At 62.3% G+C, this 24,031-nt stretch carries 23 protein-coding genes and 1 tRNA gene; 11 read left to right on the forward strand and 13 right to left on the reverse strand.

Features of this window, described 5'->3' with window-relative positions:
* From truA to ACAty_RS10040, 5 genes are all read right to left on the reverse strand, one after another.
* Complete coding sequence (gene truA, locus ACAty_RS10020) at nucleotides 1-780, reverse strand: tRNA pseudouridine(38-40) synthase TruA (protein ID WP_038472193.1); 780 nt, start codon at nucleotides 778-780, stop codon at nucleotides 1-3.
* A 57-nt stretch (nucleotides 781-837) separates the two neighbouring features.
* Nucleotides 838-3,315 (reverse strand): FimV/HubP family polar landmark protein, encoded by a 2,478-nt coding sequence (locus ACAty_RS10025; protein ID WP_226824417.1) that lies wholly within the window; start codon nucleotides 3,313-3,315, stop codon nucleotides 838-840.
* Nucleotides 3,316-3,390: 75 nt separating this feature from the next.
* Nucleotides 3,391-4,413: an aspartate-semialdehyde dehydrogenase gene (locus ACAty_RS10030; protein ID WP_004873164.1), complete on the reverse strand. Its 1,023-nt coding sequence runs from the start codon at nucleotides 4,411-4,413 to the stop codon at nucleotides 3,391-3,393.
* Nucleotides 4,410-5,492, reverse strand: coding sequence for a 3-isopropylmalate dehydrogenase (leuB, locus tag ACAty_RS10035; RefSeq protein ID WP_004873165.1), 1,083 nt, complete (start codon nucleotides 5,490-5,492; stop codon nucleotides 4,410-4,412). Before leuB ends, ACAty_RS10030 begins: the two co-directional genes overlap by 4 nt.
* The gene (locus tag ACAty_RS10040) at nucleotides 5,489-6,100 is read right to left on the reverse strand and encodes a hypothetical protein (protein ID WP_014003298.1); all 612 of its coding nucleotides are present in this window, start codon (nucleotides 6,098-6,100) and stop codon (nucleotides 5,489-5,491) included. Before ACAty_RS10040 ends, leuB begins: the two co-directional genes overlap by 4 nt.
* 7 nt (nucleotides 6,101-6,107) lie before the next feature.
* On the opposite strand from ACAty_RS10040, the gene mobA reads away from it, so the two are divergent.
* The 3 genes from mobA to moeA are packed head-to-tail and all read left to right on the forward strand — an operon-like array spanning nucleotide 6,108 to nucleotide 8,415.
* Nucleotides 6,108-6,677, forward strand: coding sequence for a molybdenum cofactor guanylyltransferase MobA (gene mobA, locus ACAty_RS10045; RefSeq protein ID WP_014003299.1), 570 nt, complete (start codon nucleotides 6,108-6,110; stop codon nucleotides 6,675-6,677).
* Nucleotides 6,674-7,174: a molybdopterin-guanine dinucleotide biosynthesis protein B gene (mobB, locus tag ACAty_RS10050; RefSeq protein ID WP_004873168.1), complete on the forward strand. Its 501-nt coding sequence runs from the start codon at nucleotides 6,674-6,676 to the stop codon at nucleotides 7,172-7,174. Before mobA ends, mobB begins: the two co-directional genes overlap by 4 nt.
* Before the next feature lie 2 nt (nucleotides 7,175-7,176).
* A complete protein-coding gene (gene moeA / locus ACAty_RS10055) occupies nucleotides 7,177-8,415 on the forward strand; it encodes a molybdopterin molybdotransferase MoeA (protein WP_004873169.1) in 1,239 nt (412 codons plus the stop codon).
* A gap of 5 nt (nucleotides 8,416-8,420) precedes the next feature.
* Here the strand turns inward: moeA and ACAty_RS10060 are convergent, their stop codons facing one another.
* Genes ACAty_RS10060 through ACAty_RS10070 form a run of 3 tightly spaced genes read right to left on the reverse strand, consistent with a single transcriptional unit; the run spans nucleotide 8,421 to nucleotide 10,060 of the window.
* Nucleotides 8,421-9,056 (reverse strand): phospholipase D family nuclease, encoded by a 636-nt coding sequence (locus tag ACAty_RS10060; RefSeq protein WP_004873170.1) that lies wholly within the window; start codon nucleotides 9,054-9,056, stop codon nucleotides 8,421-8,423.
* A 52-nt stretch (nucleotides 9,057-9,108) separates the two neighbouring features.
* The gene (locus tag ACAty_RS10065) at nucleotides 9,109-9,618 is read right to left on the reverse strand and encodes a hypothetical protein (protein WP_004873171.1); all 510 of its coding nucleotides are present in this window, start codon (nucleotides 9,616-9,618) and stop codon (nucleotides 9,109-9,111) included.
* A gap of 10 nt (nucleotides 9,619-9,628) precedes the next feature.
* Nucleotides 9,629-10,060: a hypothetical protein gene (locus tag ACAty_RS10070; RefSeq protein WP_004873172.1), complete on the reverse strand. Its 432-nt coding sequence runs from the start codon at nucleotides 10,058-10,060 to the stop codon at nucleotides 9,629-9,631.
* A 130-nt stretch (nucleotides 10,061-10,190) separates the two neighbouring features.
* On the opposite strand from ACAty_RS10070, the gene ACAty_RS10075 reads away from it, so the two are divergent.
* Complete coding sequence (locus ACAty_RS10075) at nucleotides 10,191-10,862, forward strand: HAD family hydrolase (RefSeq protein ID WP_004873173.1); 672 nt, start codon at nucleotides 10,191-10,193, stop codon at nucleotides 10,860-10,862.
* A 63-nt stretch (nucleotides 10,863-10,925) separates the two neighbouring features.
* Nucleotides 10,926-12,356, forward strand: a complete 1,431-nt coding sequence (locus tag ACAty_RS10080; protein WP_004873174.1) for a cryptochrome/photolyase family protein — start codon at nucleotides 10,926-10,928, stop codon at nucleotides 12,354-12,356.
* A gap of 54 nt (nucleotides 12,357-12,410) precedes the next feature.
* Here ACAty_RS10080 and ACAty_RS10085 read toward each other — a convergent pair whose 3' ends face one another.
* The 3 genes from ACAty_RS10085 to ACAty_RS10095 all read right to left on the reverse strand — a co-directional run bounded on the left by ACAty_RS10085 (nucleotide 12,411) and on the right by ACAty_RS10095 (nucleotide 15,374).
* Nucleotides 12,411-12,695: a hypothetical protein gene (locus ACAty_RS10085; RefSeq protein ID WP_004873175.1), complete on the reverse strand. Its 285-nt coding sequence runs from the start codon at nucleotides 12,693-12,695 to the stop codon at nucleotides 12,411-12,413.
* A 62-nt stretch (nucleotides 12,696-12,757) separates the two neighbouring features.
* Nucleotides 12,758-13,843, reverse strand: coding sequence for a cytochrome d ubiquinol oxidase subunit II (locus ACAty_RS10090; RefSeq protein ID WP_014003303.1), 1,086 nt, complete (start codon nucleotides 13,841-13,843; stop codon nucleotides 12,758-12,760).
* Nucleotides 13,844-13,907: 64 nt separating this feature from the next.
* Complete coding sequence (locus ACAty_RS10095) at nucleotides 13,908-15,374, reverse strand: cytochrome ubiquinol oxidase subunit I (RefSeq protein WP_004873177.1); 1,467 nt, start codon at nucleotides 15,372-15,374, stop codon at nucleotides 13,908-13,910.
* 359 nt (nucleotides 15,375-15,733) lie between these two features.
* Here ACAty_RS10095 and ACAty_RS10100 point away from each other — a divergent pair.
* A tRNA-Glu gene (locus ACAty_RS10100) sits at nucleotides 15,734-15,809 on the forward strand.
* Nucleotides 15,810-16,378: 569 nt separating this feature from the next.
* On the opposite strand, the gene ACAty_RS10105 is transcribed toward ACAty_RS10100, so the two are convergent.
* Nucleotides 16,379-17,323 carry an IS5 family transposase gene (locus ACAty_RS10105; protein ID WP_169737328.1) on the reverse strand — a complete coding sequence of 315 codons (945 nt, stop codon included), beginning with the start codon at nucleotides 17,321-17,323 and terminating at the stop codon, nucleotides 16,379-16,381.
* A 209-nt stretch (nucleotides 17,324-17,532) separates the two neighbouring features.
* Nucleotides 17,533-18,588 carry an IS5 family transposase gene (locus ACAty_RS10110; RefSeq protein WP_014002136.1) on the reverse strand — a complete coding sequence of 352 codons (1,056 nt, stop codon included), beginning with the start codon at nucleotides 18,586-18,588 and terminating at the stop codon, nucleotides 17,533-17,535.
* 427 nt (nucleotides 18,589-19,015) lie between these two features.
* On the opposite strand from ACAty_RS10110, the gene ACAty_RS10115 reads away from it, so the two are divergent.
* The 5 genes from ACAty_RS10115 (at nucleotide 19,016) to ACAty_RS10135 (ending at nucleotide 24,016) form a co-directional block, all read left to right on the forward strand.
* Nucleotides 19,016-20,176 (forward strand): TDT family transporter, encoded by a 1,161-nt coding sequence (locus ACAty_RS10115; RefSeq protein ID WP_038472198.1) that lies wholly within the window; start codon nucleotides 19,016-19,018, stop codon nucleotides 20,174-20,176.
* A gap of 78 nt (nucleotides 20,177-20,254) precedes the next feature.
* Nucleotides 20,255-21,547 (forward strand): OprD family outer membrane porin, encoded by a 1,293-nt coding sequence (locus ACAty_RS10120; RefSeq protein ID WP_004872102.1) that lies wholly within the window; start codon nucleotides 20,255-20,257, stop codon nucleotides 21,545-21,547.
* 420 nt (nucleotides 21,548-21,967) lie between these two features.
* A complete protein-coding gene (locus ACAty_RS10125; protein WP_004868469.1) occupies nucleotides 21,968-23,230 on the forward strand; it encodes an IS256 family transposase in 1,263 nt (420 codons plus the stop codon).
* A gap of 197 nt (nucleotides 23,231-23,427) precedes the next feature.
* The gene (locus tag ACAty_RS10130; protein WP_238323796.1) at nucleotides 23,428-23,709 is read left to right on the forward strand and encodes a GTP 3',8-cyclase MoaA family protein; all 282 of its coding nucleotides are present in this window, start codon (nucleotides 23,428-23,430) and stop codon (nucleotides 23,707-23,709) included.
* Between the two features lie 97 nt (nucleotides 23,710-23,806).
* Entirely contained in the window at nucleotides 23,807-24,016 is a 210-nt protein-coding gene (locus tag ACAty_RS10135) for a hypothetical protein (protein WP_038472202.1), read from the forward strand.
* Nucleotides 24,017-24,031: the final 15 nt, after the last annotated feature.

Genomic DNA, 24,031 nt, shown 5'->3' on the forward strand with positions numbered 1-24,031 from the left:
CTAACACGATGGCGGGAAGAGGGTATGCAATTGGTGGAAATCCAGGGTAGGCAAGGCAAAGGCAGGCGGATAGAGGGCGGCGACGAAATAGAGCCCTTCGGCCGGAGCGGTTACCCCCGCCAGCGCGCGCTTGCGCGACGCCAGCACCTCCGCCGCCCAGTGGGGCGGTCGGTCACCCCAGCCAATGCCCAGCAGCACGCCGACGAGGTTGCGCACCATGTGGTGGAGAAAGGCATTGGCCTCGGCATCCACGAAAACCCAGTCGCCCTGACGGCTCACCCGCAACTGGCGTAATTCCCTGATGGGGTGTTTGGCCTGACAGGCAGCGGCGCGAAAGGCCGAAAAATCGTGTCTGCCCAAGAGCAGGCTGGCGGCTTCCTGCATGGGCTCCACCGCCAGAGGCCGCGGCACCCAGGCCGCGCGCCCGGCATACAGTGCCGAGCGTTCGCTGCGATTGAGAATGCAATACCGATAACGCCGCCCAACGGCAGCAAAGCGCGCGTGAAAATCCCGGGGGACGGGCCGCGCCCAGAGCACACTGATACTGGAGGGAAGATAGCGGTTGACCCCCCGCGTCCAGGCGAGGGCCGGACGGGTCACCGGAGCATCGAAATGCACCACCTGACCGAGGGCATGGACCCCCGCATCGGTCCGGCCGGCAACGGTGGTGGGAACCGCGCACTGGGCAATCTCGCGGAGCGCACGCTCGAGGCTTTCCTGAACGCTCGCTGGTCCATCCTGACGCTGCCAGCCGCTGAAGTCGCTACCCCGATACTCCAGGCCGAGGGCCCAGCGTGCCCCCGGCGAAGCCTGTCCCGCTAGCGTATCGACACCCTTCTAGAGGCTTTCCAGCAGGCTGTGCGCCTCGCTGCGCTGCTGGGGATTGCCCTCCCGGGAGACCTCCTCCAGCAGCTCTCGTGCCGAATCGGCATCGTCCATTTCCAGATAGGCCTTGGCCAGGTCGAGCTTGGTCCCGACGGCATCCCAGTCGCCTGCGGCCTCCGCGGCGGCATCCTGGGACGGCGCCGACGGATGCGGTTCATCCCTTGCAGCGTCGGGGTGATGAGCAAAGTCGGATTCCAGCGGCGTAGTCCCGGAGCGGGTTGGGGACTCGGTCCTTGACTCCGCCTCCAGGGCGCGGAACTGTTCATCGACCGAGTCCAGGAGCCGCTGCTTCTCCGCCGCCGGAATCTCGTGCTGAGGCATTGCGCTGTCCTTTTCCGCGTCCGCGCTGCCCAGCAAACTGTCCAGATTGAAATCCAACAAATGGTCGGTCTCGTTGGCGCCGACGTGGTGCTCTGCTTGCGGCTCATCCGTGGATGCCGCTGCCGACAGCGCCGACACATCGAAGGCGTGATGCGAGTCCGGCGCCGACTGCGCGGTCGTCGACGGCGTGGCCGCCGACTGGGGCGGGGTCGAAGCGACGGCGCTGGCATCCGCAAACAAGCTGTGCCCCGGGAAAAGCTGAGCGCCCTGGGCCGCAACCTGCTGCCAGGCACCATTCACGGGACCGAAGCGACCACGCATGCGCTCCGCCAGCTCCAGAAAGGCATCGCGACGATCCAGCTGGGCATAGAGATCCAGTAGCTTGACGTAAAGCTCCTTGCGCCGCGGATTCTCTTCCAGAGCCTCCTGCAATACCGTCACTGCCGAGTCGGACTTGCCGTAGGTCAGATAGAGATCCGCCTGCTCCAGGGGATCCACCTGCAGCGGATCGGATGGATCGGCACCAAGGGTGCCCGTCGACTGGCCACCGGCGACCGCAGCCGTCCCGGAAAAATCCGCTGCCTCGCCTGCGGCCGGGGCGCCGTCGGCGGCACTCGGCGAGAAATCCAAGCCGCCGGTCGCGGCAGCGGCCGCCACGGTCGGTTCCGCCGCAGCCTGCGGTTCTGCCACCGCCGCTTTGGGCGTAGGCGCCTGCGGGGCAGACGCCGGTGCCACCGTGCCCGGCGTCAAGAACGGCTCAGGCCGGGGCGGCGGCGCGAAGGCCGCGGGCGATTCTCCCGATGATGGCGGCGGTGGCGGCGGTGGCGGCGGTGTCGGCCTCGCGCCCGCGCCGTTGCCATTGCCGGCCAGCATGGTCAGCTTCTGCGATACTTCGCGCTGGCGTCGCGCCGCTTCCTGCTGCCTCTGATAGACCCAGAGGAACAGCAGGAGCAGCAGCAGGTTGCCCCCAAGGGACAGCCACAGCAAGGGATTGCTGCGCGGGTGTGCCTGCGCCGATGCCTGGGACAAACGGGCGAGTTCCGCAGCCTGCGAAGCCACCTGCGCCTGCGTCTGGGTCAGGCGCGTGTTGAGAGCCTGAAGCATGGTCTGCAGATGGGCATTGTCCGACCGCAGGGCGGCAACGCTACTCTGGGCAGCGGCAGTGCTGACCGTGCTAACCGCAGCCGCCGTACTCGCCGGAGCCGCTGCTGCGCTGCTGGCAGCCGCGGCCACGGAGCTGGGCGCACTGGAGAGTACCAGACGGGTCGCCGGTGCCCCCGCATTGGTGGTCGCGTTTGCCGGGACCGCTTGGTTTGCCGCGACGGGCGTGGACTTGGCGGAAACTCCGAGCCGTTGGCCACGTAACCAGGCCCGCGCCTGGGCCGGTGTCATGGCCTGAACCTGGGCCAGACTGGGCGTCTCAAGGTAGGTACCCGCATAGAGCAGATTGGGATTACCATTTTTGAACGCCCCGGGATTGGCCTTTACCAGGGCAGCCATGACCTGATCCAGGCTCACCCGGTTGCTGCGACTGAGCTTCCGGGCGATATCAAAGAGGGTCTGATGCTCCGGGACGGGGCCATAGCGCGAGGCGCTGGCCCAACCAGCAACCTCGGTACGTGGCGACCGCGCCGGCATGGGCGGGTAAGGCATGGCCTCAGCGGACGGACGCGGGCTGGGGGATGGCGTCGCCAGGCGAGTTGCCGGCACCCCATAGGTCGTGGCCGCCGCGGAGGAGGCCCGATATTCGCGAACGATCTGCCCACCGGACCAGTCCAGCTGTACCAGGAAGGGTAGACTGGCCTGCGTCAGGGGCAGGGGGCTCGAGATCAGGATGGCCGGCTGACCGCCCTCGCGGACGCTGAAGTGCCACTGGCTGAGGGTTGGGTCCACCGGTAAATGGATGAGGCTGAAGGCGGAGGCCGGCGCAAGTCCCGCCTGAGCGCTGGTCAGTTCCCGTGGGTGTTCGCTGCGAATGGGGATCTCGGCGCGGAAGGGTTCACCCGGGCCCGAAAGCACGATCAGTTCACCCAGACCCATAGCCTGTGCCAGGCCGGGAACCCCAACGCCCAGGGCCAGGAACACCTGCACCCACGCTTTTCTGTCCATACCTTCCCCTTTCTGGCGGATCTACCGCGGCCCCAGTCCACCGACGGACCGGGTTGTCTGTATCACACCACAAACCTATAGATAGTCGCGAATGAGCAACTCCGCAATCTGTATACTGTTCAGGGCAGCGCCTTTGCGGATGTTGTCGGCTACCACCCAAAAATTCAATCCACGCTCGTGGGAACAATCCTCGCGGATGCGTCCTACCCAGGTAGCGTCCTGGCCAGCGGCGTCCAGGGCCGTGGGCCAGCCGCCGGCGGTGCGCTCGTCCAGCACCCGGACCCCCGGCGCGCGCTGGAGCAGGCTACGCAGTTCCTCGGCACGCATCTTCTCCCGCGTTACCACGTTGACCGCCTCGGAGTGCCCATAAAACACCGGTACCCGCACGCAGGTGGCCGTCAGGGCAAGCTCCGGGCGTTCGAGTATCTTGCGCGATTCCCAGAGCATCTTCATTTCTTCCTTGGTGTAACCGTTATCCTGGAAGACGTCGATCTGGGGCAGGCAATTGAAGGCGATGCGCTTGGGGAAGACCGCTGGCGCAACTTCTTGCTGGGTAAAAACCGCCCGCGTCGTTTCACCCAGCTCGTGGATGGCGCGGCTGCCGGCACCGCTGACGGCCTGATAGGTGGCCACCACGACCCGCTCGATGCCCACGGCGTCGTCAATGGGTTTGAGGGCAAGCAACATCTGGATGGTGGAGCAGTTGGGGTTGGCGATGATGCCACGCTGCCGATAATCGGCAATGCGCTGGGGATTCACCTCGGGCACCACCAGGGGGATGTCGTCGTCGTAGCGAAAGCGTGAGGTGTTGTCGATGACCACCGCACCCGCCGCCACCGCCCGGGGCGCGAAGATCTCACTGGCGCGGGCACCGGCGGAAAAGAGCCCGATATCCACGCCCGTCCAGTCGAAGTACTCGGCGTCCTGGACGCGCACGGACTTACCCCGAAAGCGGAAGGCCTGCCCAGCGGAGCGTTCACTGGCGAGCAGGACCAGTTCCTCCACCGGAAAATCCCGTTCCTCCAAGATTTCCCGCATGACCTCACCCACGGCACCCGTGGCACCCAGGATGGCGACGCGATAACCTTCTTTTTTCATGATGTCGCCTGCTCCCGCAGAGCTGCGGCGACGGCTTCACCCATGGCCTGGGTCCCCACCACGGGCTCGCCCACGGCGGCGATGTCGGCCGTGCGCAGACCCTGATCCAATACCCGCAACACCGCCGCCTCGATACGCTCCGCTAGCGGCGCCTGATCCAGGGAGTGGCGCAGCATCATGGCGACGGAGAGTATGGTGGCCAGGGGATTGGCGCGGTCCTGCCCGGCAATGTCCGGTGCCGAACCGTGGATGGGTTCGTACATGCCCCGCCCCTGCCCCAGGGAGGCGGAGGCCAGCATGCCGATGGATCCCGTCAACTGGCTGGCCTCGTCCGAGAGGATGTCCCCGAACATGTTGCCCGTCAGGATCACGTCGAATTGCGCCGGCGCCCGCACCAGCTGCATGGCCGCGTTGTCCACATACAGGTGCTGCAGTTCCACGTCGGGATAATCGCGCCCCACCTCCGTCACCACTTCCCGCCATAGGCGAGTGGTTTCCAGCACGTTGGCCTTGTCCACGGAGCAGAGCCGGCGGCGGCGGTCGCGGGCGGCGCGGAAGGCCACCTCGGCAATGCGGCGAATCTCATCCTCGTCGTAGACCATGGTGTTCCAGGCCCGACGCTTGCCCTGCACCACCTCGGCTCCGCGCGGCTCGCCAAAATAGATGTCGCCGGTCAATTCACGCACCACCAGGATGTCTACGCCTTCGATGAGTTCCGGGCGCAGCGGGGAGGCCGCGCGCAACTGCGGAAAGATCTGCGCCGGACGCAGATTGGCAAAAAGCTCCAGTTCCTTGCGCAAACGCAACAAACCCTGCTCCGGACGCTTCGCTGGCGGCAGGCCGTCCCATTTCGGCCCCCCCACCGCTCCCAGCAGGACGGCATCGGCGCGGCGTGCCAGCTCCAGGGACTCCGGCGGCAAGGGATCGTCGTGGGCATCCAGGGCAGCGCCGCCCACCAGACCCTCCACCACCGTCAAAGGCAGCTCGGCCTGTTCCTGCACCGTCTCGAGGACGCGGCGGGCGGCGGCACAGATTTCCGGGCCGATCCCGTCACCCGGAAAAAAGACTACGGTCGTCATTGGCTTAGATCCTTTTTGGTGACTATCTGGATGATGAATGGATGCTCTCGGCCCGGTTCGGGATTCTCGGGTACGGCGTTCAAGGGATAGATACCCGGACCAAGGCCATGGGCATCGTCGCTCACCAGCGCCTGGGCCGCACTGCCCGCCGTGGCCGGGTCGCGCAGACGCAAACGTATGCCCACCACCCCCTCGCGATGGCGAGCTCCTTCCAGATACATGCGCCGCGTGATTTCCGAATGCAGCACCTTGAAGAAGGCCGTCAGGCACTGCTCCTCGACACTCCCGGCAGCGCCCTGCGCACGCGCCAGAAAGCGTCGCGCACTCTGACGCGGCAGGTCACGGAGAAAGTCCGGCGAGCGTGCCCAGGCCAGCAGCGCAGACATCAGTTCCGGATCGTCCGGAAGATCCGCAAAGGCGTGATAATGACGGGCGAAGAGGATCTCCGGCAACGGCAACCGATCCACCCGTTCCTGCGGTGGAACGCCAGCCTCCACCACCACCCCGCGCGGCGGTTCCTGCGGCCCAGCCGTCTTCTGCCAAAACCACTTCAAACCACTGCGCTCCGTGCCCCGGAAATTGCCATGGGCGAGAATGATACGCGACAATGCCCGTATGCCGAAAGAGTCCGTCCCCCTTCCCCTCAGCGCCCTCATCCTCGCCGGCGGCGCGGGTCGGCGCATGGGCGGACTGGACAAGGGCTGGCAGCGGCATCGCGGCCAGCCGCTCATCGCCCACGCCCTGGCCACGGTGCAGGACCGAGCCCAGGAAGTATTCATCAGCGCTAACCGCTCCCTGGACGCCTATGGCCGCCTGGGATATCCGGTGCTGGTGGATGCCGAGCCGGGCTTCGCCGGACCGCTGCAGGGCATCCGCGCGGGTTTTGCCGCCATGCAGACGGATTGGTTGGCCTGTATCCCCGTGGATTGTCCAGACCTACCCAGGGATCTCCTCGACCGCCTCTGGCGCAGTCGCGGTACCGAACCCCTGGTGGTAGCCGGTGACGCCCACGGCATCACCCCCGTAGTCGCACTCATGCACCGCTCCCTGAGCGATAGCCTGGCCACTTACCTCGAAACCGGCGACGCCAGTGTGCGCGGCTGGATGCGGAAAATTCCGCAGCGCCTGTTGCCCCTGGATGCCGCTGCACTGCGCAACATCAACCGACCCGAGGACCTGGAATGAAAGCTTTCGGTATCGTAGGATATAGCGGCAGCGGAAAAACGACCTTGCTCTGCGCCCTGATTCCGTGGTTTCGCGCCAACGGCTTGCGGGTGGCGGCCGTCAAGGCCACCCACCACGACATCGAGTGGGATCGGCCCGGCAAGGACAGTTACCGCCTGCGCGAGGCCGGAGCCGAGGCAGTCCTCTTGCAGGGCCCAAAACGCTCCTTCCTTACTCGACAAAGTTCCAGTGACTGGCGGGTAAGCCTGGATTGGCTCGGGTCGGGGCTGGATCTCGTGCTGGTGGAGGGCAAGAAAGACTGGCCCATCCCCAAGATCGAGGTGTACCGGCCAGAGCTGGGGCATCGGCTCTGGGCAGAGCAAGACCCTGGGGTTGTTGCCATCGCCAGCGACCAGCCGCTGACGGGCCCGCTGGCTCGCCTCGACCTGAACGACCCGCCAGCCATCGGCCGGTATATACTGGCCAGCAGTGGCTGGAAAATCTACGAGGAAACCTGATCATGGCAAGCTGTTGCGACGACAACGAACACGATCCCGCGGCCAAGTCCGTCGCCGAGGCCCTGGAGATCATCCTGGCTGCAGCGACCCCGCCCGACCGCCGTGAAGTCTTGGCCCTTGCCGACGCGGGCGATCGGGTGCTTGCCGAGGACCTCAGAGCCGTGCAACCCATCCCCGCCTGGCCCAATTCCGCCATGGACGGCTACGGCCTGCGCAGCGCCGACGGTGCGCAGCGCCGCCATTGCGTGGGCGCCGCCTTTGCCGGGCACCCCTTCCACGGCACCCTGGGACCCGGGGAGTGCATCCGCATCATGACCGGAGCACCGGTGCCGGAGAGCGTCGACTGCGTCGTCCCCCAGGAACAGTGCGAAACCCAGGGCGACTGGGTGGAGATTCACACAAGCCCCCGACCCGGTGCCAATATCCGAAGAACGGGCGAGGATCTCGCCGCCGGTGCCACCGCCCTGGCCCGGGGGACTCTCCTCCGTCCCGCCGCCCTCGGCCTTGCCGCCAGCCTGGGCAGGACGGAACTGTCCGTCTACCCTGCCCTGCGCGTGGCGTTCTTTTCCACGGGAGATGAACTCCAAGGACTTGGCGCGCCACTGGCGGCAGGACAGATCTACGACAGCAATCGCCACACCCTGCGCGCCCTTTTGCAGCGGCTCGGTTGCATACCCGTGGATCTTGGGCGCATCGCCGATGAACCGGCGGATATTCGCGCGGCCCTGATCGCCGCGGCAGACATGGCCGACGTCGTCCTGACGAGCGGCGGGGTGTCCGTGGGCGAGGCGGACTACATCAGCGCTCTACTGCAGGAGCTAGGCCAGGTCAGCTTCTGGAAAATGAACATGAAACCCGGGCGGCCCCTCGCCTTCGGTCGCATCGGCACCGCCCACTTCTTTGGCCTGCCTGGCAACCCCGTCTCCACCATCGTCACCTTCTACGAATTCGTTCGCCCCTTCCTACTCAAGCGTATGGGTCACAGCGGACCCTGGACCGTGCCCACCCTGCGCCTGCCCTGCGCCACCACCCTCAAAAAGAAACCGGGCCGTATGGACTTTCAGCGCGGACAACTGCAGGCCGGCCCGGATGGCTTGGAGGTGGCGCCGGTGGGTGCCCAATCCTCCCATATCTTGAGCGGCATGGCCCAGGCCCAGTGCCTCATGGTGCTCCCCGCCGAAGCCGGCGATATTCCCGCCGGCAGCCTGGTGGAGGTCCAGATCCTGGAAGGCCTCGTTTAGCTTGTTCAGTCCAGACCGTGGCGGGCCGCATAGGGCTCCGAGTGCGACCAATGGAAACGGAAGTTCTCGGCGTAGAGCCGATTGAGAGCCGGATTGCCGCGCAGGATCAACAGATTCTCGGCATTGGACTGCTCCGCTGCCTTGCTGAAATTGAAACTGCCGGTGATGACGGTGGCATCGTCGATGACCATGACCTTGTTGTGGGCGATGGCGTGCTGATCGTCGATGCGGGTCTCCACCCCCTGATTGGCCAGGAAATCGGCGGAGGAATATTTCTGGGTGCGCTGGCTCTTGTCCAGCAGTACCTGCACGGCCACGCCGCGTTTCTTGGCGTCGATCACGGCTTTGGCAATGGGCGCGCTGGTAAAACTGTAGGCCTGGATCCAGAGCCTGTGCTGCGCCTCACCCATGGCCTTGACGATGGCGTCCGTAGTCCCGGGCGGGGGTGAGAAGGCCACCTCGATGGTCCCCTCCGCCGGAATCGTCACCGGCGACTGGGGCATGCGGGCCGTTGCCTCCGACCACTCGCTGCCCGCCTGCTCCAGGGCCACCGCCAAGAGGCGCTGTCCCGTGGCCGTAGCCAGGAAAAAAATCCCACCCACCAGCAACGCGATGGCCCATGCCCACCGTTTTTTCGTCATACGCTCCACTCCCGCTCGACGGATACCATGCCGCAATCCTCAGGACCGCAGTTCAGTCACGACGCCCCGAACCCGTCGTCCGCCCCACCTGCGCCACGAGGGCATCGTGGAGTTGCTGGGGCAGCAGCAGACGCCGCTCACCCAAAAGCGGGACGATCTGGCGCGGAATAGCGGCCGGCGCCAGCGGCACGAATCCCCAGGCCCGCGCCAAGACCTCACAGATGACGGTCGTGCAGTAGAAACGCTGGCCAGACTCCTGCCAATCGCAATAATCGTCGGCAAAGGCAAGGCCACGCGCCGCCATATCCTCGCAAACCGACCGCAGCCGATTTTCTCCCGGGCGTGAGCAGGGCAGGATCACACGCCCCAGATCACGACTCCGATCACCGAGAAAGTCCGGCCAAAGCTCGCCACAGACGCCGCGCCTGGCATCGCAGTGGAAGACCCAGCCATCGCGAAACACCATACCCACATGGGTCCAACGTCCAGCCTTGGGGCGTTGCCGCAGCAGTCGGGCTTCGACGCCATAACTGGCCCGAAAGAGCACGTCCACCGCCACCACAGGACCACCCTCAGGAGGCCATGGGATTGACCTTCCAGCCTTCCTTGGTGTGGATGGTCACCAGGGTGGAGGGCACATCCACCTGCTTGCCGTCCTTGCCGATGAGGACGAAGGTCACCCGCGCGACTTCCTGATCATCCTGTTTTTCCTTCTGTACATTCAGGATCTTCACCCGCTCCAGCCCGCCGTGGGCCGCGACCTTGGCCGCCAGTCCACGGGAGAAGGCCTCGAGCTTCTGGTCCATGCTCTGGTAATCGGCAGCGCTATACTCCGACTTTGGGCCGAGGTAGAGCACCCGATTGAGGCCCTTGTAATCTTGGGCAATGAGGTCCTGCACATAGGCCTGAACAGAGGCGTCTGGGCTAGCGTTGGGGCTCACGGAACAGCCACCCAGAGCAAGGACGACGGCTGCCGCCGCGACGGTTTTCCCGGCAGATTTCACGTTGTTTCCTCCGTGGTGTGGGTCACCGCATCATAAGGGATGGGCCGTGGGGAACCAAGGGCAGGGCGCCCCCTCCACCCCGCCTGGATGTTCTACACTAAAAGGCACAAACCCGCTGTGGAGCACGACTGTGACGAACCCAGTTTTTCTCTTCGACCTCGACGGCACCCTCATCGACAGCGTGTACCAGCACGTCCTTGCCTGGAAATCGGCCCTGGATGCCGAAGGCATCGAGCTATCGGTGTGGCGGATCCACCGTAAGATCGGCATGAGCGGAGGCCTCTTTACCCACCAGCTCCTGCGCGAGACGGGCCTCGAGATCAGCGAGGAGCGCATCGCCCGCATGAATCGCAACCACGCCGCGGCGTTCACCCGCCTTGCCGAGTCCGTGCGCCCCCTGCCTGGGTCGCGGGAGCTCTTGCAGTGGCTGCGGGAAGCGGGTATCCCCTGGGCCATCGCCACCAGCGGGCGGATGGAAACGGCTTCCCTCAACCTGCGGGCGCTGGGCGTCGATCACGCGCGGGACGTGGTCGTCACCCGCGATCAGGTGCGCTATGCCAAGCCCGATCCCGATCTCTTCGTCACCGCCGCCGCCCGTTTGGGGGCTCCCATCGAGACGGCCATGGTGGTGGGCGACAGTATCTGGGACATGCTGGCGGCGGTGCGTTGCCGTGCCCTCGGAATCGGTGTGCAAAGCGGTGGCTACGGGGCCGACGAACTACGCCAGTCGGGCGCGATCCGCGTCTACGCCGACCCTGCCGACCTTCTGGCCCACATCGACGAAATCGGCGGACGACGCTAGGCTCCGGTCCTGAAACTATCCGTCCTGGGTTACACTGAGCGGAACCCGTCCGCGGAGTCCGTCATGTCCCAGCCCACGACCATCGTCCTTTTCCGCAACGATTTGCGCCTGGCCGATCACCCGGCCCTGTGGTACGCAGCCCAGAGGGGGCCCGTCCTGCCCGTCTACCTGCGCCATGCCGCAGACAGCTACGGCAGCGCCTGGCGCTGGTGGCACGGAGAAAGCCTGCTGAAGCTCCAAGCGGCTCTCGCCCAGCGCGGCCTGCCCCTCCTCCTGCGTAGCGGCACGGCCAAAGCGGTCCTACCCGAAATCGTCCGCGCAAGCGGCGCCGACGCCGTCTACTGGAACCGTCGCTACGACCGCGACGGCATCGCCGAAGACCAAGAACTCAAAAGCCTCTTCAAAGAACTGGGCGTCGAGGCACGTTCTTTCCCCGGCAATCTGCTCGTGGAGCCCTGGGAACACTTGCGCGAGGGCCAGCCCTATCGCGTCTTCACCCCCTTCTGGAAGGCCATGCTCGCCCGCCACCGCTTCCCCCAGCCCTTGGCCGAACCCGAGAGCTACCGCGCGCCGACTGCGATACCGGCCAGTGAGGACCTTGCCCGGTGGGGCTGGCATCCCCACCACCCCGATTGGTCCATCGGCCTCGCCCGGCACTGGGAGGTTGGAGAAGAGGCCGCCTGGCGGCGCCTACGCGACTTCGTGGATGAAGGCCTCGCCCACTACGCCGAAGGCCGCAATCTGCCGGGCAAACCCTTTGTCTCGCGCCTGTCGCCCTACCTGGCCCACGGCGAAATCAGCCCACGTCAGATCTGGTGGCACCTTAGCCGGCTTGCCGAGGAGCAAGGGGCGTGGCGGCGCAACGTCGACGCCTTTCTGCGGGAATTGGGCTGGCGCGAGTTCTCCTGGCACCTCCTCTACCATTTTCCGGATCTACCTCGGGAACCCCTCCGGCCCGAGTTTCAGCGCTTTCCCTGGCGGCAGGATCCGGCCGCCCTACGCGCCTGGACGCGCGCCCGCACCGGCTATCCCATCATCGACGCCGGCATGCGCGAACTCTGGGAGAGCGGCTGGATGCACAACCGTGTGCGCATGATCGTCGCGAGCTTCCTCGTCAAGGATCTGCGCATTCCCTGGCAAGAAGGGGAGGCTTGGTTCTGGGATACCCTGGTGGATGCGGATCTCGCCAACAACAGTGCGTCCTGGCAGTGGGTGGCGGGCTGTGGCGCCGATGCTGCCCCATATTTTCGGGTCTTCAATCCCGTCCTGCAGGCCCAGAAGTTCGATCCCCAAGGCGATTATGTCCGCCGCTGGCTACCGCAACTGCAGCGTCTACCCGCAGACCACATCCATGCGCCCTGGCAGGCGCCTGCGGTTGTCCTGGAACAGGCGGGCATTGCCCTGGGCAAGGAGTACCCCCGACCGCTGGTGGATCACCACGAGGCAAGGGAGGCCGCCCTCGCCGCTTGGGAGGCCATTCGTCGAGAAAACTGAGCGCGACCGCAGCGAAGACAGCGGCTTAGAGGAAGGGTCCGGCTTGGTGTTGCCTCAGCAGGTCCCACCGCTGAGACGCTGACCATCGGCCCCCTGGAGCAGGTGACTTTTGAGGATCGAGAAAAAGCGTCGGTACTTACGCATTTCCTTGTCCACCGCCAACACCCGGTCCAAGAGTTCGTCGGGGTGGGCAGCGTCCATGTGGCGAAGCAGATCCTGAAGCTGACCGTTCACCACTTCGTGCTTCTCTTCCAATGCGTCTAGCACCTCCTCTACCGTATTGCTGGCAATGACGGTATCGGGAGTGTCGCGGCTCGGTATCCATCTTTTTAACTGCATGATAATCACTCCAAGGACTGGATCCTGCCCCCAGCCGTTCGCAAGAGGCAGGATGCGCGGACTCAGTGCCCCGCGTACATCGCCTTTTTGGTGTAGCGACCGCGGAAGACCCAGATCTGATACCAGTTGTACATGATCATGACGGGCACGAAACCGGTCATGAAGAGCGTGAAGACCGCCAGCGAGTCTGCGGGATTGGCCGCTGCCTGAATGGTCCAGGTATTGGGCACGATGTAGGGGAACATGGTCGCCCACATCGCGAACCACATCAGTGCCACTACACCCTCACCCCAGAGCAAGGCCACGAAATCCCGCTGATTGGCATGCGCCATCATGGACTTGTAGGCAAAGCCGAGGATCACCACAAACCAGATCAGCCAGACCCACCAGTCCGGGCCGGTCCATTTGGCTGCCGCCCAGGGGAAGATGGCATAGGACCAGATCAGGGTCACGACGATGCCCGCCAAAGCCAGCAGGGAAAAGGCGTTGGTCCACTTCTTGGCGCGCTCGTGGATGACATCCCCGGGAACGAAGCGAGCGCAGAGGTAGAGCCCGCCCGCAAGGCTTGCGGCAATGACCGCACCGAAGCCCGTCCAGATGCTGAAGGGCGTCAAGAAGGTCAGCGCTGCACCCGAATAGTGCGGGACCAGGTCAAAGGCCAAGGCATGGGCACCCGCAACGTTTTCCGCAGCGATACCATGCTTCATGGGGAAACCTTGCAAGACCGCCCCCAAGGCCACACCGGCACCAAAGGGAGCCAGCAGACTACCTAGGGCAAACATCCAACCCCAGAAACGCTTGGAGCCGATGGCGTGGACATGAAACTCGAAGGCGACGGCGCGGGAAATGACGCCCCAGAGTGCAAACATCAAGGGGATCATGAGGTAGTTGAAGGCCGATCCATACACCAGAGGAAAGGCACCGAAAAGGACCCCGCCGGCTACCACGAGCCAGGTCTCGTTACCGTCCCAAAAGCCGGCCATGGAGGCCATGATGGCGCCCCGCTCTTCCTCATCTTTGGAGAAGAGCGCGAAAATCCCGGCGCCCAGATCGGCTCCATCGAGACCGATGTACAGCAGGAACATGAGGCACAAAATAAGCCACCACCAGGTGGACAAAGAACTCGAAATTCTGGCGATATCAAACATGCGTTTTTCTCCTGTCAGAGGGGGCGGCCTGCGCCGCCCCAATCTGGCACCGTTGCGTTACTGCTTAGAGGCTCTTATCCATCGTGGGCTTGGCAAACGTGGGCTTGGCAAAGCCGCCTCCCGCCCGACCGGTATCGGCCTCTCCCGCATCCGGATGGTGGAACAGGGTATCCGAGGGAGCGATATCGTCCACACCCTTGGCAATGACGCGGCTGAAGAAGTACCAGGCGCCACTCCACACGACGAGCTCAAAGACGATATAGCCCGCGAACCAGAAGATCTCCTGCCCCACGGACATGTGGCTCACGCCCTGATAGGTGCGCATGAGGTTGTAGACGACCCAGGGCTGCCGACCGATTTCACGCGTCCACCAACCGCACCAGATGGCAAGATAGGGCAGGAAGCCAGAGAACACTACGGAACGCAAGAACCAGGGATGCTTGCGCAGGGCCTGGGCGTTGAACTGCCCACGCAGGCGCAGCCAGTTGCCCCACAGGGCCACGAAGAACAGGAAGAAGCCAATGGCCACCATGGCCCGGAAGGCATAGAAGGGTACCCAGACATCGGGGCGATCCTTGGCCGGGAAGCTGTCCATGCCCGTCACCTTGCCGTTCCAGGTGTGGGTCTCCAGCAGGCTCAGGACGTGGGGAATGGTGATGGCGAAGCTGTTGCCATCGTTCTTGGCGTTGGGGAAAGCGATGAGGTGCCAGCCCGTATTGACCTTACCGTTGGGCAGGTAGGTATGGTAGTGCCCCTCCATGGCCGCCAAAGAGGTCGGCTGCGTCATGGCCACATCGCGCCCTAGGGTGTCACCGATGAAGATCTGGATGGGGGCGACAATGAGCAGCGCCAGGAGCGTGGGCTTCAGCAACTTGGTGAAGAGGTCGGCGTTGCGGTTTTTCAGGATGAACCAGGAAGAGACCGCGGCGAAGACGAACAGCGCCAGTTCCACCGTTGCCACCCACATGTGCGGAAAGCCCCAGGTGAAGTTCTCGTTGAGAATGGCGTTCCACCAGTTGGTCACCTGAAACAGGCCATTCTTCAGGACGACACCGTTGGGACTCTGCATCCAGGAGTTGGCCACCAGGATCCACATGGCCGACAGGGTCGAGGACAGGCCCACGTTGAAGGTCGCAAAGGCGTGCATGCCCTTGCTCACCTTGCCCCAGCCGAAGACCATGAGGCCGATGAAGCCCGCTTCGTACATGAAGGCGGTGATGGTCTCAAAGCCCAAGATGTTGCCGAAGAAGGGCCCCACGGCTTGGGAGAAGGGACCGTAGAGGATGCCGAAGGCCATCTCCATGGTCACACCGGTGGCCACACCGGCGCCGAAGTTGATGATGAAGATCTTTTCGAAAAAGCGGTTGAGCTTGTACCAGCGCTCGTCACCGGTCTTGAGCCAGGCTATCTCCAAAGCGAAGAGCAGCCAGGACATACCGATGGTCATCGGCGTCCAGAGGATATGCATGGACGTGATCCAAGCAAAGTCCAGACGACTGAGGAGCACTGGCATGGTGTTTTCCAGTAACATGAGTCACTCCTTGTTTGTCGTTTGCGGAATTACAGTACACATCAAGGTGCACAAGACTATAAGCAACTACTGTTCCACTGCGGAATCGCCCCTAAGCTGCTGATTCTTCCCTGCTCACCGATGAAGACGGGCAGAAATTCGGGTAAATGCACCACCCATGCGGGGAAATAACCCAATATCAGAATATCCTGTAATCTTTTTATCGATCGACAACTGGGTGCTCAGGCGTAGCTGGGCAGACGATGATGGGTCCCGGTATCCGGCGGCGCCGGTGGGCGTGGGAAAAGTCCAGGGATCGTGCAGACCAGGGACCATTGCAGACCACGCCTTTTATTTGTATAGTCGTGCGCTCGTGTCCGGTCCCCATCGTCTAGCGGCCTAGGACACCGCCCTTTCACGGCGGTAACGGGGGTTCGAACCCCCCTGGGGACGCCAAAAAAATCAAGGCTCTAGCTGAATTTCTAGGGCTTCTTTGTTTATTCTTGAAGTTCCGCGACACTGGCGCGACACTGCGCGGGGAGTAGGCCGCTTTTTGGAGTTCGCGCATGGTAACGATTTCCCCTCGCTACGATGACTAGGGCGTCCGCATTGGCTGGCAGGTCCGTATCCGCAAACGCGGCTATCCTCAACAGGTCAGGACGTTTCGCACCAAAGCCGAGGCCGAGGCCTGGGCGCGTGTCGTTGAAGCTGAGATGGTGCGCGGGTCGTGGCGAGATCGCAGCGAAGCCGAAGCTACCACGCTCGGGGACCTGATAGAGCGGTATTTGCGAGAAATCACGACCAGCAAGAAAGGGGCTGCACAAGAGTCATCCCATTGCCGCACCATTCTCCAGCACCCGATTTGCCAACGTAGCATTGCTACGCTTTACTCTAAGGAAGATCTGATCTAGCCGAAGAAGGCATTGCCGTTGATCCAGAATCTCAAAAAAAACGCCATGAGGCCCATTGCTGATCGAAATACCACTATTTTCTGGGAGATTCCCAGAATCTGGACGCACCACTCCCTATGCAGCCAGCAGGTATCTCCTCAGCATGTACAAATTGGCCAAGGCAAAGAGCGTGGTCAGTTGAGCACCGTTCTTGGCCAGACCCCGATATCTGGTTCGCTGATAACCGAATTGGCACTTCAGTACCCGGAAGGCGTGTTCTCCCCGGGCACGGATCCGGGCAATGGCGCGGTTGTAGCGTTTGAGTGCCGCCAATCCGGTTTTCTGCCCAGGATAGCGTCGCCGCGCTACCGCGTTCCGTATGCCTCGGGCCGCCAGCGTGTCATGCGCCTGGGGATAGTCGTAGCCCCGGTCAGCGAGGACCACCGACTCCTCTCCGGTAAGGAGCCCATCCAGCATCCGATGATCCGGTACCTTGGCCGCGGTGAAGTCCACGGCCTGCACGATGCCCTGGAGATCCGTTGCCACATGCGCCTTCATCCCGAAATACCATTGATTTCCTTTCTTGGTGGAGCTCATCTCCGGATCCCGCTTGCGGTCTCGGTTCTTGGTGGAGCTCGGGGCGTGAATCAAGGTGGCATCCACGGTCTTACCTTCCTGCAGCAAGAGCCCTTTCTCCCGCAACACCGCCTGCACCTCGGCAAAGATGGCCTGAGCAAGCGCATGGCGCTCCAGTAAGCGGCGGAACTTCAGGATCGTGGTCTCATCGGGAACGAAGTCCCGGCCCAGGTCGATACCGACGAATCGCCGGAGCAGAGGGACCTCGTACAGGGCCTCTTCCATCCCTGGATCGGAGTAGCCGAACCATTGCTGGAGAAAGTGGATCCGCAGCATCCGCTCCAAGGGCATAGGCTTGCGGCCACTGCCACCCTTGGGATAGTGCGGCTCGATCAAGGCCACAAGCCTGGCCCAGGGAACCACGGCATCCATCTCGGCCAGAAAGCGTTCTCGCTTGGTCTGCTTGCGGCGTCGCGACAGGCTGGGCCCTTCGGCAAAGGTCATCTGTCCGGTCATGGATGACATCTCCTAGCTACTCGGTCAACCCATTGTATCAGAGGGTCCCTAGGAGGTCGCTGAAAAAATATTGAAAAATCTCTTTTGATTGGGATATTCGGTCACAAAACCCCGGGAAACAGGCGCGGGCGCAGCTGTTTTGTTGTTTTTCTGAGCTTTTGGTAGCCCTTGGACGGATTCCGGACGCACGAATCCCATCAAGCCACTGCCAGTCGCGCCATCCGCACGAGGTTGTACGCGGTGGCCGCCAAGGAGAAGTGCAGACCGACCCGTTCCAAACCACGGAATCGGGTTTTCCGCATCCCTCCCACAGTCTTCATCCAGCCGAAGATGGATTCTATCCGCCGCCGGACGTGGATGCTCATGGCATAGCCCCGGTGGCGAGTAGTCCGGGCATCGATGGCCGAGCCTTTCCGCTTGCGGGCTACATGAGGGGTCACATTCCGGTCCCGGAGATCCTGAACAAAGCCGTGACGGTCATAGCCCTTGTCGGCACCGAGGGTGATGCGCTGGTTCCCGCCCAGATCATCCACCAATTGGGTAGCGGCATCCACTTCTGCCGTGCCATCGGCGGTGGTCACCTGTTCCCCGGCAATCAATCCATGCCGATTATCCATTAGCACATGACCCAGGTAGGCCAGACGGGACGCCTCTCCGGGAGCCTTCTTGTACAGCCGGGCATCGGGGTCCGTCACCGATGCGTGGGTCTCATTGCTGCGCTCCTGGCCCCGGAAGTCGGAGCCATCACCGCTACGATCTTCGGGATCCTTGGGCTGAAAGGATTTCTGCGAGGCCCAGGCCTCCAACAGCGTACCATCGACGGAGAAATGCTCTTCGGAGAGCAGATTCTGGCCGCGAGCCTGTTCCAGTACGGATCGGAAGAATTCCCGTACCGTCCCGTGATCCAGCAACCGATCGCGATTCTTAGTAAAGACCGTGGGCACCCAGACCTCGTCGTCCATTCCCAAACCGACAAACCAGCGGAACAGCAGGTTGTAGTTGAGTTGCTCCATCAGCTGCCGTTCCGAGCGGATGCTGTAGAAGACCTGCAGGAGCAGTGCGCGCAGGAGAAACTCCGGGGGAATGGAGGGGCGACCGTAGCTCGAGTACATCGTGCTGAAGTGGCTATCCATCTCCGCTAGGGACCGCTCCACGATAGCCCGGATCGCTCTCAGCGGATGGTCCTGGGGCACCCGTTGCTCCGGGGAAACGTAGCTGAATAACCCTTGAGTCTCTACCTTGGCTCCACGCATCTTTCCACCCCCCGCTGCACCATTTTGCCCAGTATACCACCGACTTTTTCAGCAGCTTCCTAGGCATTACACGCACTGTAAAAGAAAATGACCGTAAGTCGGTCCGGAGGGCCGGCTAGCTGTTTGGATGATTATCGAGATGGTGATCGTACAGGCTAGGCTGGTCGTCTGCCGACTAGGCATACGCCACCTTAGGCCCGTACGATCAAAGAAATGCGATGTGCTCTAGATAAAGATGAGGCCTGGATGCGATTCAAGCGGCTGTCGGGTTAGTCCTCCAGGCCCATGCGATACGCGTCATGCACCAACCTATGCAGCATGCCAGAAATAAATGAAACGAATTTCATGAATCCATATTCGTCATTGGCCTGTAGTATTGCAAGTGTCTATGCTCCATCCAGTCCTTCGTTAAGGGAGTGCTGCATCCATGCGATTGCTGTCCGCCGCCCCCGGTCGGGATCCTCGGGAAATCGTTCGTCACTTCACCCCCAATTGGTTTGCCGCCAACATGGGCACAGGTATCCTTGCGTTGATGCTGGCGGCCTTTCCCTATGGCCACTGGGGCCAGCTGGAGATCGCCCGCGGGCTCTGGATCGTCAACGTCTTTTTCTTCGCCCTGTTCGCTGCTCTGTTCGCGGGGCGGGCGCTGTTTTACCCCCGCAGTTTTGCCAAGCTTTTCGACCATCCGGTGCAGTCGCTCTTCATCGGCGCCATTCCCATGGGATTTGCAACCATCATCAACGGCTTGCTGGATTTTTGGCCGGCCACACCGCAGACCCTCGCCATTGCCCAGGGCCTGTGGTGGGTCGATGTCCTGCTGGCCTTGATCTCCGCCTTGCTCATTCCCTTTTTCATGTTTACGGCCCACGAGCACAGTATCGAGCGGATGACCGCCGCGTGGCTGCTTCCCATCGTTCCGCCGGAGGTGAGTGCGGCCAGCGGCGGCCTTTTGGCCCAGCACCTGTCTCCCGCCCTTGCGCGACCCGTGGTCTATGTGAGTTACGTGCTGTGGAGCATCTCCGTGCTCCTGGCCCTGGCGGTGCTGGCCATCCTCCTGCTTCGCCTGACCCTGCACAAGCTTCCCCACCGCGACATGGCCGTGTCCACCTGGCTACCCCTGGGTCCCCTGGGGACTGGCGCCTTCGCCATGCTTACCCTGGGCAAGGCCGATGTCCTGGCTTTTGCAGGGACTCCGCTGGCCTCCATGGCGAACTTCGGCCAGCTGGCGGGTATTCTGGTCGCCCTCGTGCTCTGGGGCTTTGGCCTGTGGTGGATGGTCATGGCCGTCGCCTTCACCCTGCGTTATCTGCGCGAGGGTCTGCCCTTCAACATGGGCTGGTGGGGCTTCACCTTTCCCTTGGGGGTGTTCGACGCTGCCACCTACGGCCTGGGCGAGGTGACGGATTTTGGCCCGCTGACCGTGCTCGGTGCCGTTTTCACGGTGCTGCTGGCGGGGTTCTGGATCGTCGTCACGCAGCGTAGCTTTGTGGGGATGTGGACCGGCGCGCTGTTCCGAGCCCCCGCCTCTCCGAGGAGACGGGAATGGTCCGTGACTGCTCCGAAGATGTCCACGGCACTACCATGGTGAAGACGATGTTATAACTTCCCAGCCTTACGCTGGTGAGCTTAAACAATACTTCTACAACAGACGTTCGAGGAGGTCGTAATGAAGCATCTATACGGGTTAACGATGGCGACGTTGATGTTGGCGGCGCCCTTGGTCTACGGAGGAACTCCCACTTCAGAGGCGGCTCGGGCCAATAGTATTCAGCAGTTTTTGCTGAATTCTACAGTAACCGGGGATATTCGGAACTACTATTTCAATCAAATATTTTCTGGTTCTTCGGTTCCCAACCGCTGGGCCTACTCGCTTGGCGGCATGCTCAAAGTTCAGACGGCATCCCTTTATGGCTTCAACGCGGGGGTAGCGTTTTATACCGCCAATGGCCTGGGCGCAAACGATCTCAACGGCTTGCATCTCGATGCATTGCTTATGGGCAATCGTAACAGTTTGAATGTACTCGGACAGGCTTATTTGCAGTATCGCAACCCGTGGTTGCGGGTAAAGGCTGGGGATATGCTCCTGCGTACCCCTTGGATGGGAACGGCAGACGCCTTTATGATTCCCAACACCTACCAGGCGGCTCTCGTACAGATCACACCGATTCGCGATCTACGGTTCACTGCTCTGCGAGAGTTCCGCTACAAGAACCGCATACAGGAAAACTATTATCGGCAGACCCTGTTGAATGAGAATCCACTCTATCCCCGTATGCCAGACCATCTCAACGGAACCCTGGCCTTTGGACTGTCTGGTCATTGGCATGGGCTGCACTCCAGTGCTTGGTTCTATCATTTCTATGATCTTGCCAACCTGTTTTATGGAACAGTGCACTATGGGGCTCCCACCCTTTCCTGGGATGTGAAACCCTTTGCCGATTTTCAGTACGCTCGGGAGTGGGCGGACGGTGCTCAATACGCGGGACCAGTGGATGCCACGATCTTTGGCGGGATGCTGGGACTACATAGTCCAATTGGCACCATCTTTGCGGCTTACAATGCGATCCCTGCCCGCTCGCCGTTCTCTGCCGGCGGTGCAGAGTTGTACAACGGTGGATTCGTCTCTCCATTTACCCAGCAGTACAGCGCTGATCCCCTGTATACCAGTATTATGGATTACGGTCTGGTGTCGGCATCCCAACCGGGGCATGCCTGGAAATTTGGCTTCTTGATCCATCCACTGCCGCAACTGCGTGTCAAGTACAGTTACAGCATGTATATCACTGCCCCTTATGCGCCCAATGTCGATGCCAACTACCTCGACGTGACCTACAGTCCGGGAGGATTCTGGAAGGGACTTTCCCTACGTAATCGTCTGGCGGTGGATCATAGTAATCCCTATGCAGACTATCACGGTACCTTCATCGACGATCGTTTGATGCTGCAATATGCTTTCTGACCATGAATCCGTAGCCCAGAAATTGCCTTGCTGATGATTGGATGGAGGGCGTGATTTGCACAGCTGCTGGTTCCTGTGGCCATCCACCACCGGATGACTGCGGTTACAGCAAAAATGGACCATGCGATCCGACGATCCATCCTTTCTCCATGTGTTGCTTCCTTCATCGCTCCCCCACCTGCGGTCGCTACCATCCGGGCCGGCTGCCGGCCTCTACTGCGGCTCGATTCACCCACACCCGCAACGTCCTGGGGGTGCAACCAATCTTCGGCGCAATCGACTGCAGGGCAGCCGCAAGGGAGGGATAGAGCTATGCTCGAATCTGGTGTACGGGAGGTCTACAACTAGCTTGAGGAGGGTGGCGCACTGTTGCTAGAAAAGGGTTTCTGGATCCGATTCGCAACGAATGAGGAGTGCGCCATGCAAGAGAGTACTGGTTTCGACGGAGGAATGGGAGAGTTGGGCCTGAACATCGAGGGCTTATTGCGGCGGTCCGCGCGCCAGCTGATCCAACAGGCCATCGAGGGCGAGGTGCAGGTGCTGCTGGAGGAGTATGCCGCGGTACGCATGGTCGATGGTCGCCGGGCCGTCGTGCGGAATGGATATCTGCCGGAGCGGGAGATCCTGACAGCGGTCGGCCCCGTGCCTGTACAGGTCCCCAAGGTGCGAGACCGCTCCGGTTCGGGCGTGGTCTTCCGTTCTTCCCTGGTACCGCCCTACGTGCGCAAGTCGCGGACCGTGGCCGCAGCGCTCCCCTGGTTGTACCTGCACGGGGTATCGTCGGGACGGATGCACGAGGCGCTGTCTGTTCTCCTGGGCGAGGAGGCCAAGGGGCTTTCTCCGGCCGTGCTGGGACGCTTGAAAGTCGAATGGGCGCAAGAGCATGCCCAATGGCAGCGCCGGTCTCTACAGGGAAAACGCTACGCCTATTGGTGGGCCGACGGGGTCTATACCCAGCTGCGGGCGGAGGACGATCCCCGGATGTGTCTCTTGGTCATTATTGGCGTGACGGCCGAGGGCAAGAAGGAGGTCGTGGCGGTCACCGACGGTTTACGGGAGTCCAAAGCCTCCTGGCTAGAGATCCTGCGGGACTTGCGCGACCGCGGGCTGCAGGAGGCGCCACTACTGGCCATAGGAGATGGGGCGATGGGTTTCTGGGCCGCCCTGGACGAGATTTACCCACAAACCCGTCATCAGCGCTGTTGGGTGCACAAGACGGCCAACATCCTCAACGAGCTACCGAAGCGCCTTCAGGGGAAAGCCAAGGCCGCCCTGCAGGCGATCTGGATGGCCGACACCCGTGAAGCTGCGGAGAAAGCCTGGCAAGCCTTCGTGCGGGACTACCAGGCCAAATATCCCAGAGCGGTCGCAAAGCTCGAGAAGGACCGGGACGTGCTGCTGACCTTCTTCGACTTCCCGGCAGAGCACTGGCGGCATATCCGCAGCAGCAACGCCATCGAATCGACCTTCGCCACCGTACGGCAACGCAGCAGCCGCACTAAAAACTGTGTCTCTCGAGCCACTTTCCTTGGCCTGAGCTACAAGCTCATCCAGCAGGCAGAGAGACACTGGCGCGGGATTCAGCATCCGGAAAGACTGCGCGAGCTCTTTGCCGGGGTGACATTTGTCGATGGGATGCCTGCCAACGAAACCCGGCTGGATCCTCAACAGGACGCCGCCTGAATCGTGTTAGCAAATGCTCATACACCAATCTTGACCATAGCTCGGAGGGATACTCCTCTTGATGCTCCTCCACCAATCGCACTGCGCGAGAACGTACTTCTTGCGAAAACTTTTGACTCGATTGCATGGTATCCATGGCTCCATTTTTTCACACTTCAGAGCCTCCACGAAAACCGGGGGGATTCACGTTCTATCGTTTGCGCCAGTGGCCTGGGATGGTGGGCTTCATCGCTCCGTGGAGCGCCGTGTTTTGCGATACCTGTAATCGCGTGCGGCTGACTGCCTCGGGACGCTTGCACTACTGTCTGGGGCAGGAGCGGGGTTTGGACCTGCGCGCCTTGCTGCGGTCCGGTGCCCAAGACGCGACCATCGCTCATGCGATTGCGGTGGGAATCGCCGCGGACAAACCGCAGCGGCACCACTTCCACGAAGACCTTCGACCCTCGCGCGCCGTGTACATGATGCAGCTTGGTGGCTGAAATCCATGGTGTTGGGCCTATTGAGGACGTGGTATCTCGCGTCCTCTTTTTTTAGCGGGGACGCTGCGTTGACGGCGATACGGAAAGGGTACAGCACATGAGCGTCGATTGGCCCTTGATCCTGGTGGTCATGGGGATCGCCAGCATCATCCTCATCGGTTTTGTGGTCTTCCTGCGGGTGGAGGCGCGCGGCCACCGCGGGCGGGAGAAGGCCCTGCTGATCTGGATCGCGGGGATTAGCGCTGGCCTATTTTGGGGGTTGATCGGGCTGTCCATTTGGGTGCTCGGTCATACCGCCTTGCGGTGATTGGAACGACAGGAT

The sequence above is a fragment of the Acidithiobacillus caldus ATCC 51756 genome (genome assembly GCF_000175575.2).
GTDB classification, from domain to species: domain Bacteria; phylum Pseudomonadota; class Gammaproteobacteria; order Acidithiobacillales; family Acidithiobacillaceae; genus Acidithiobacillus_A; species Acidithiobacillus_A caldus.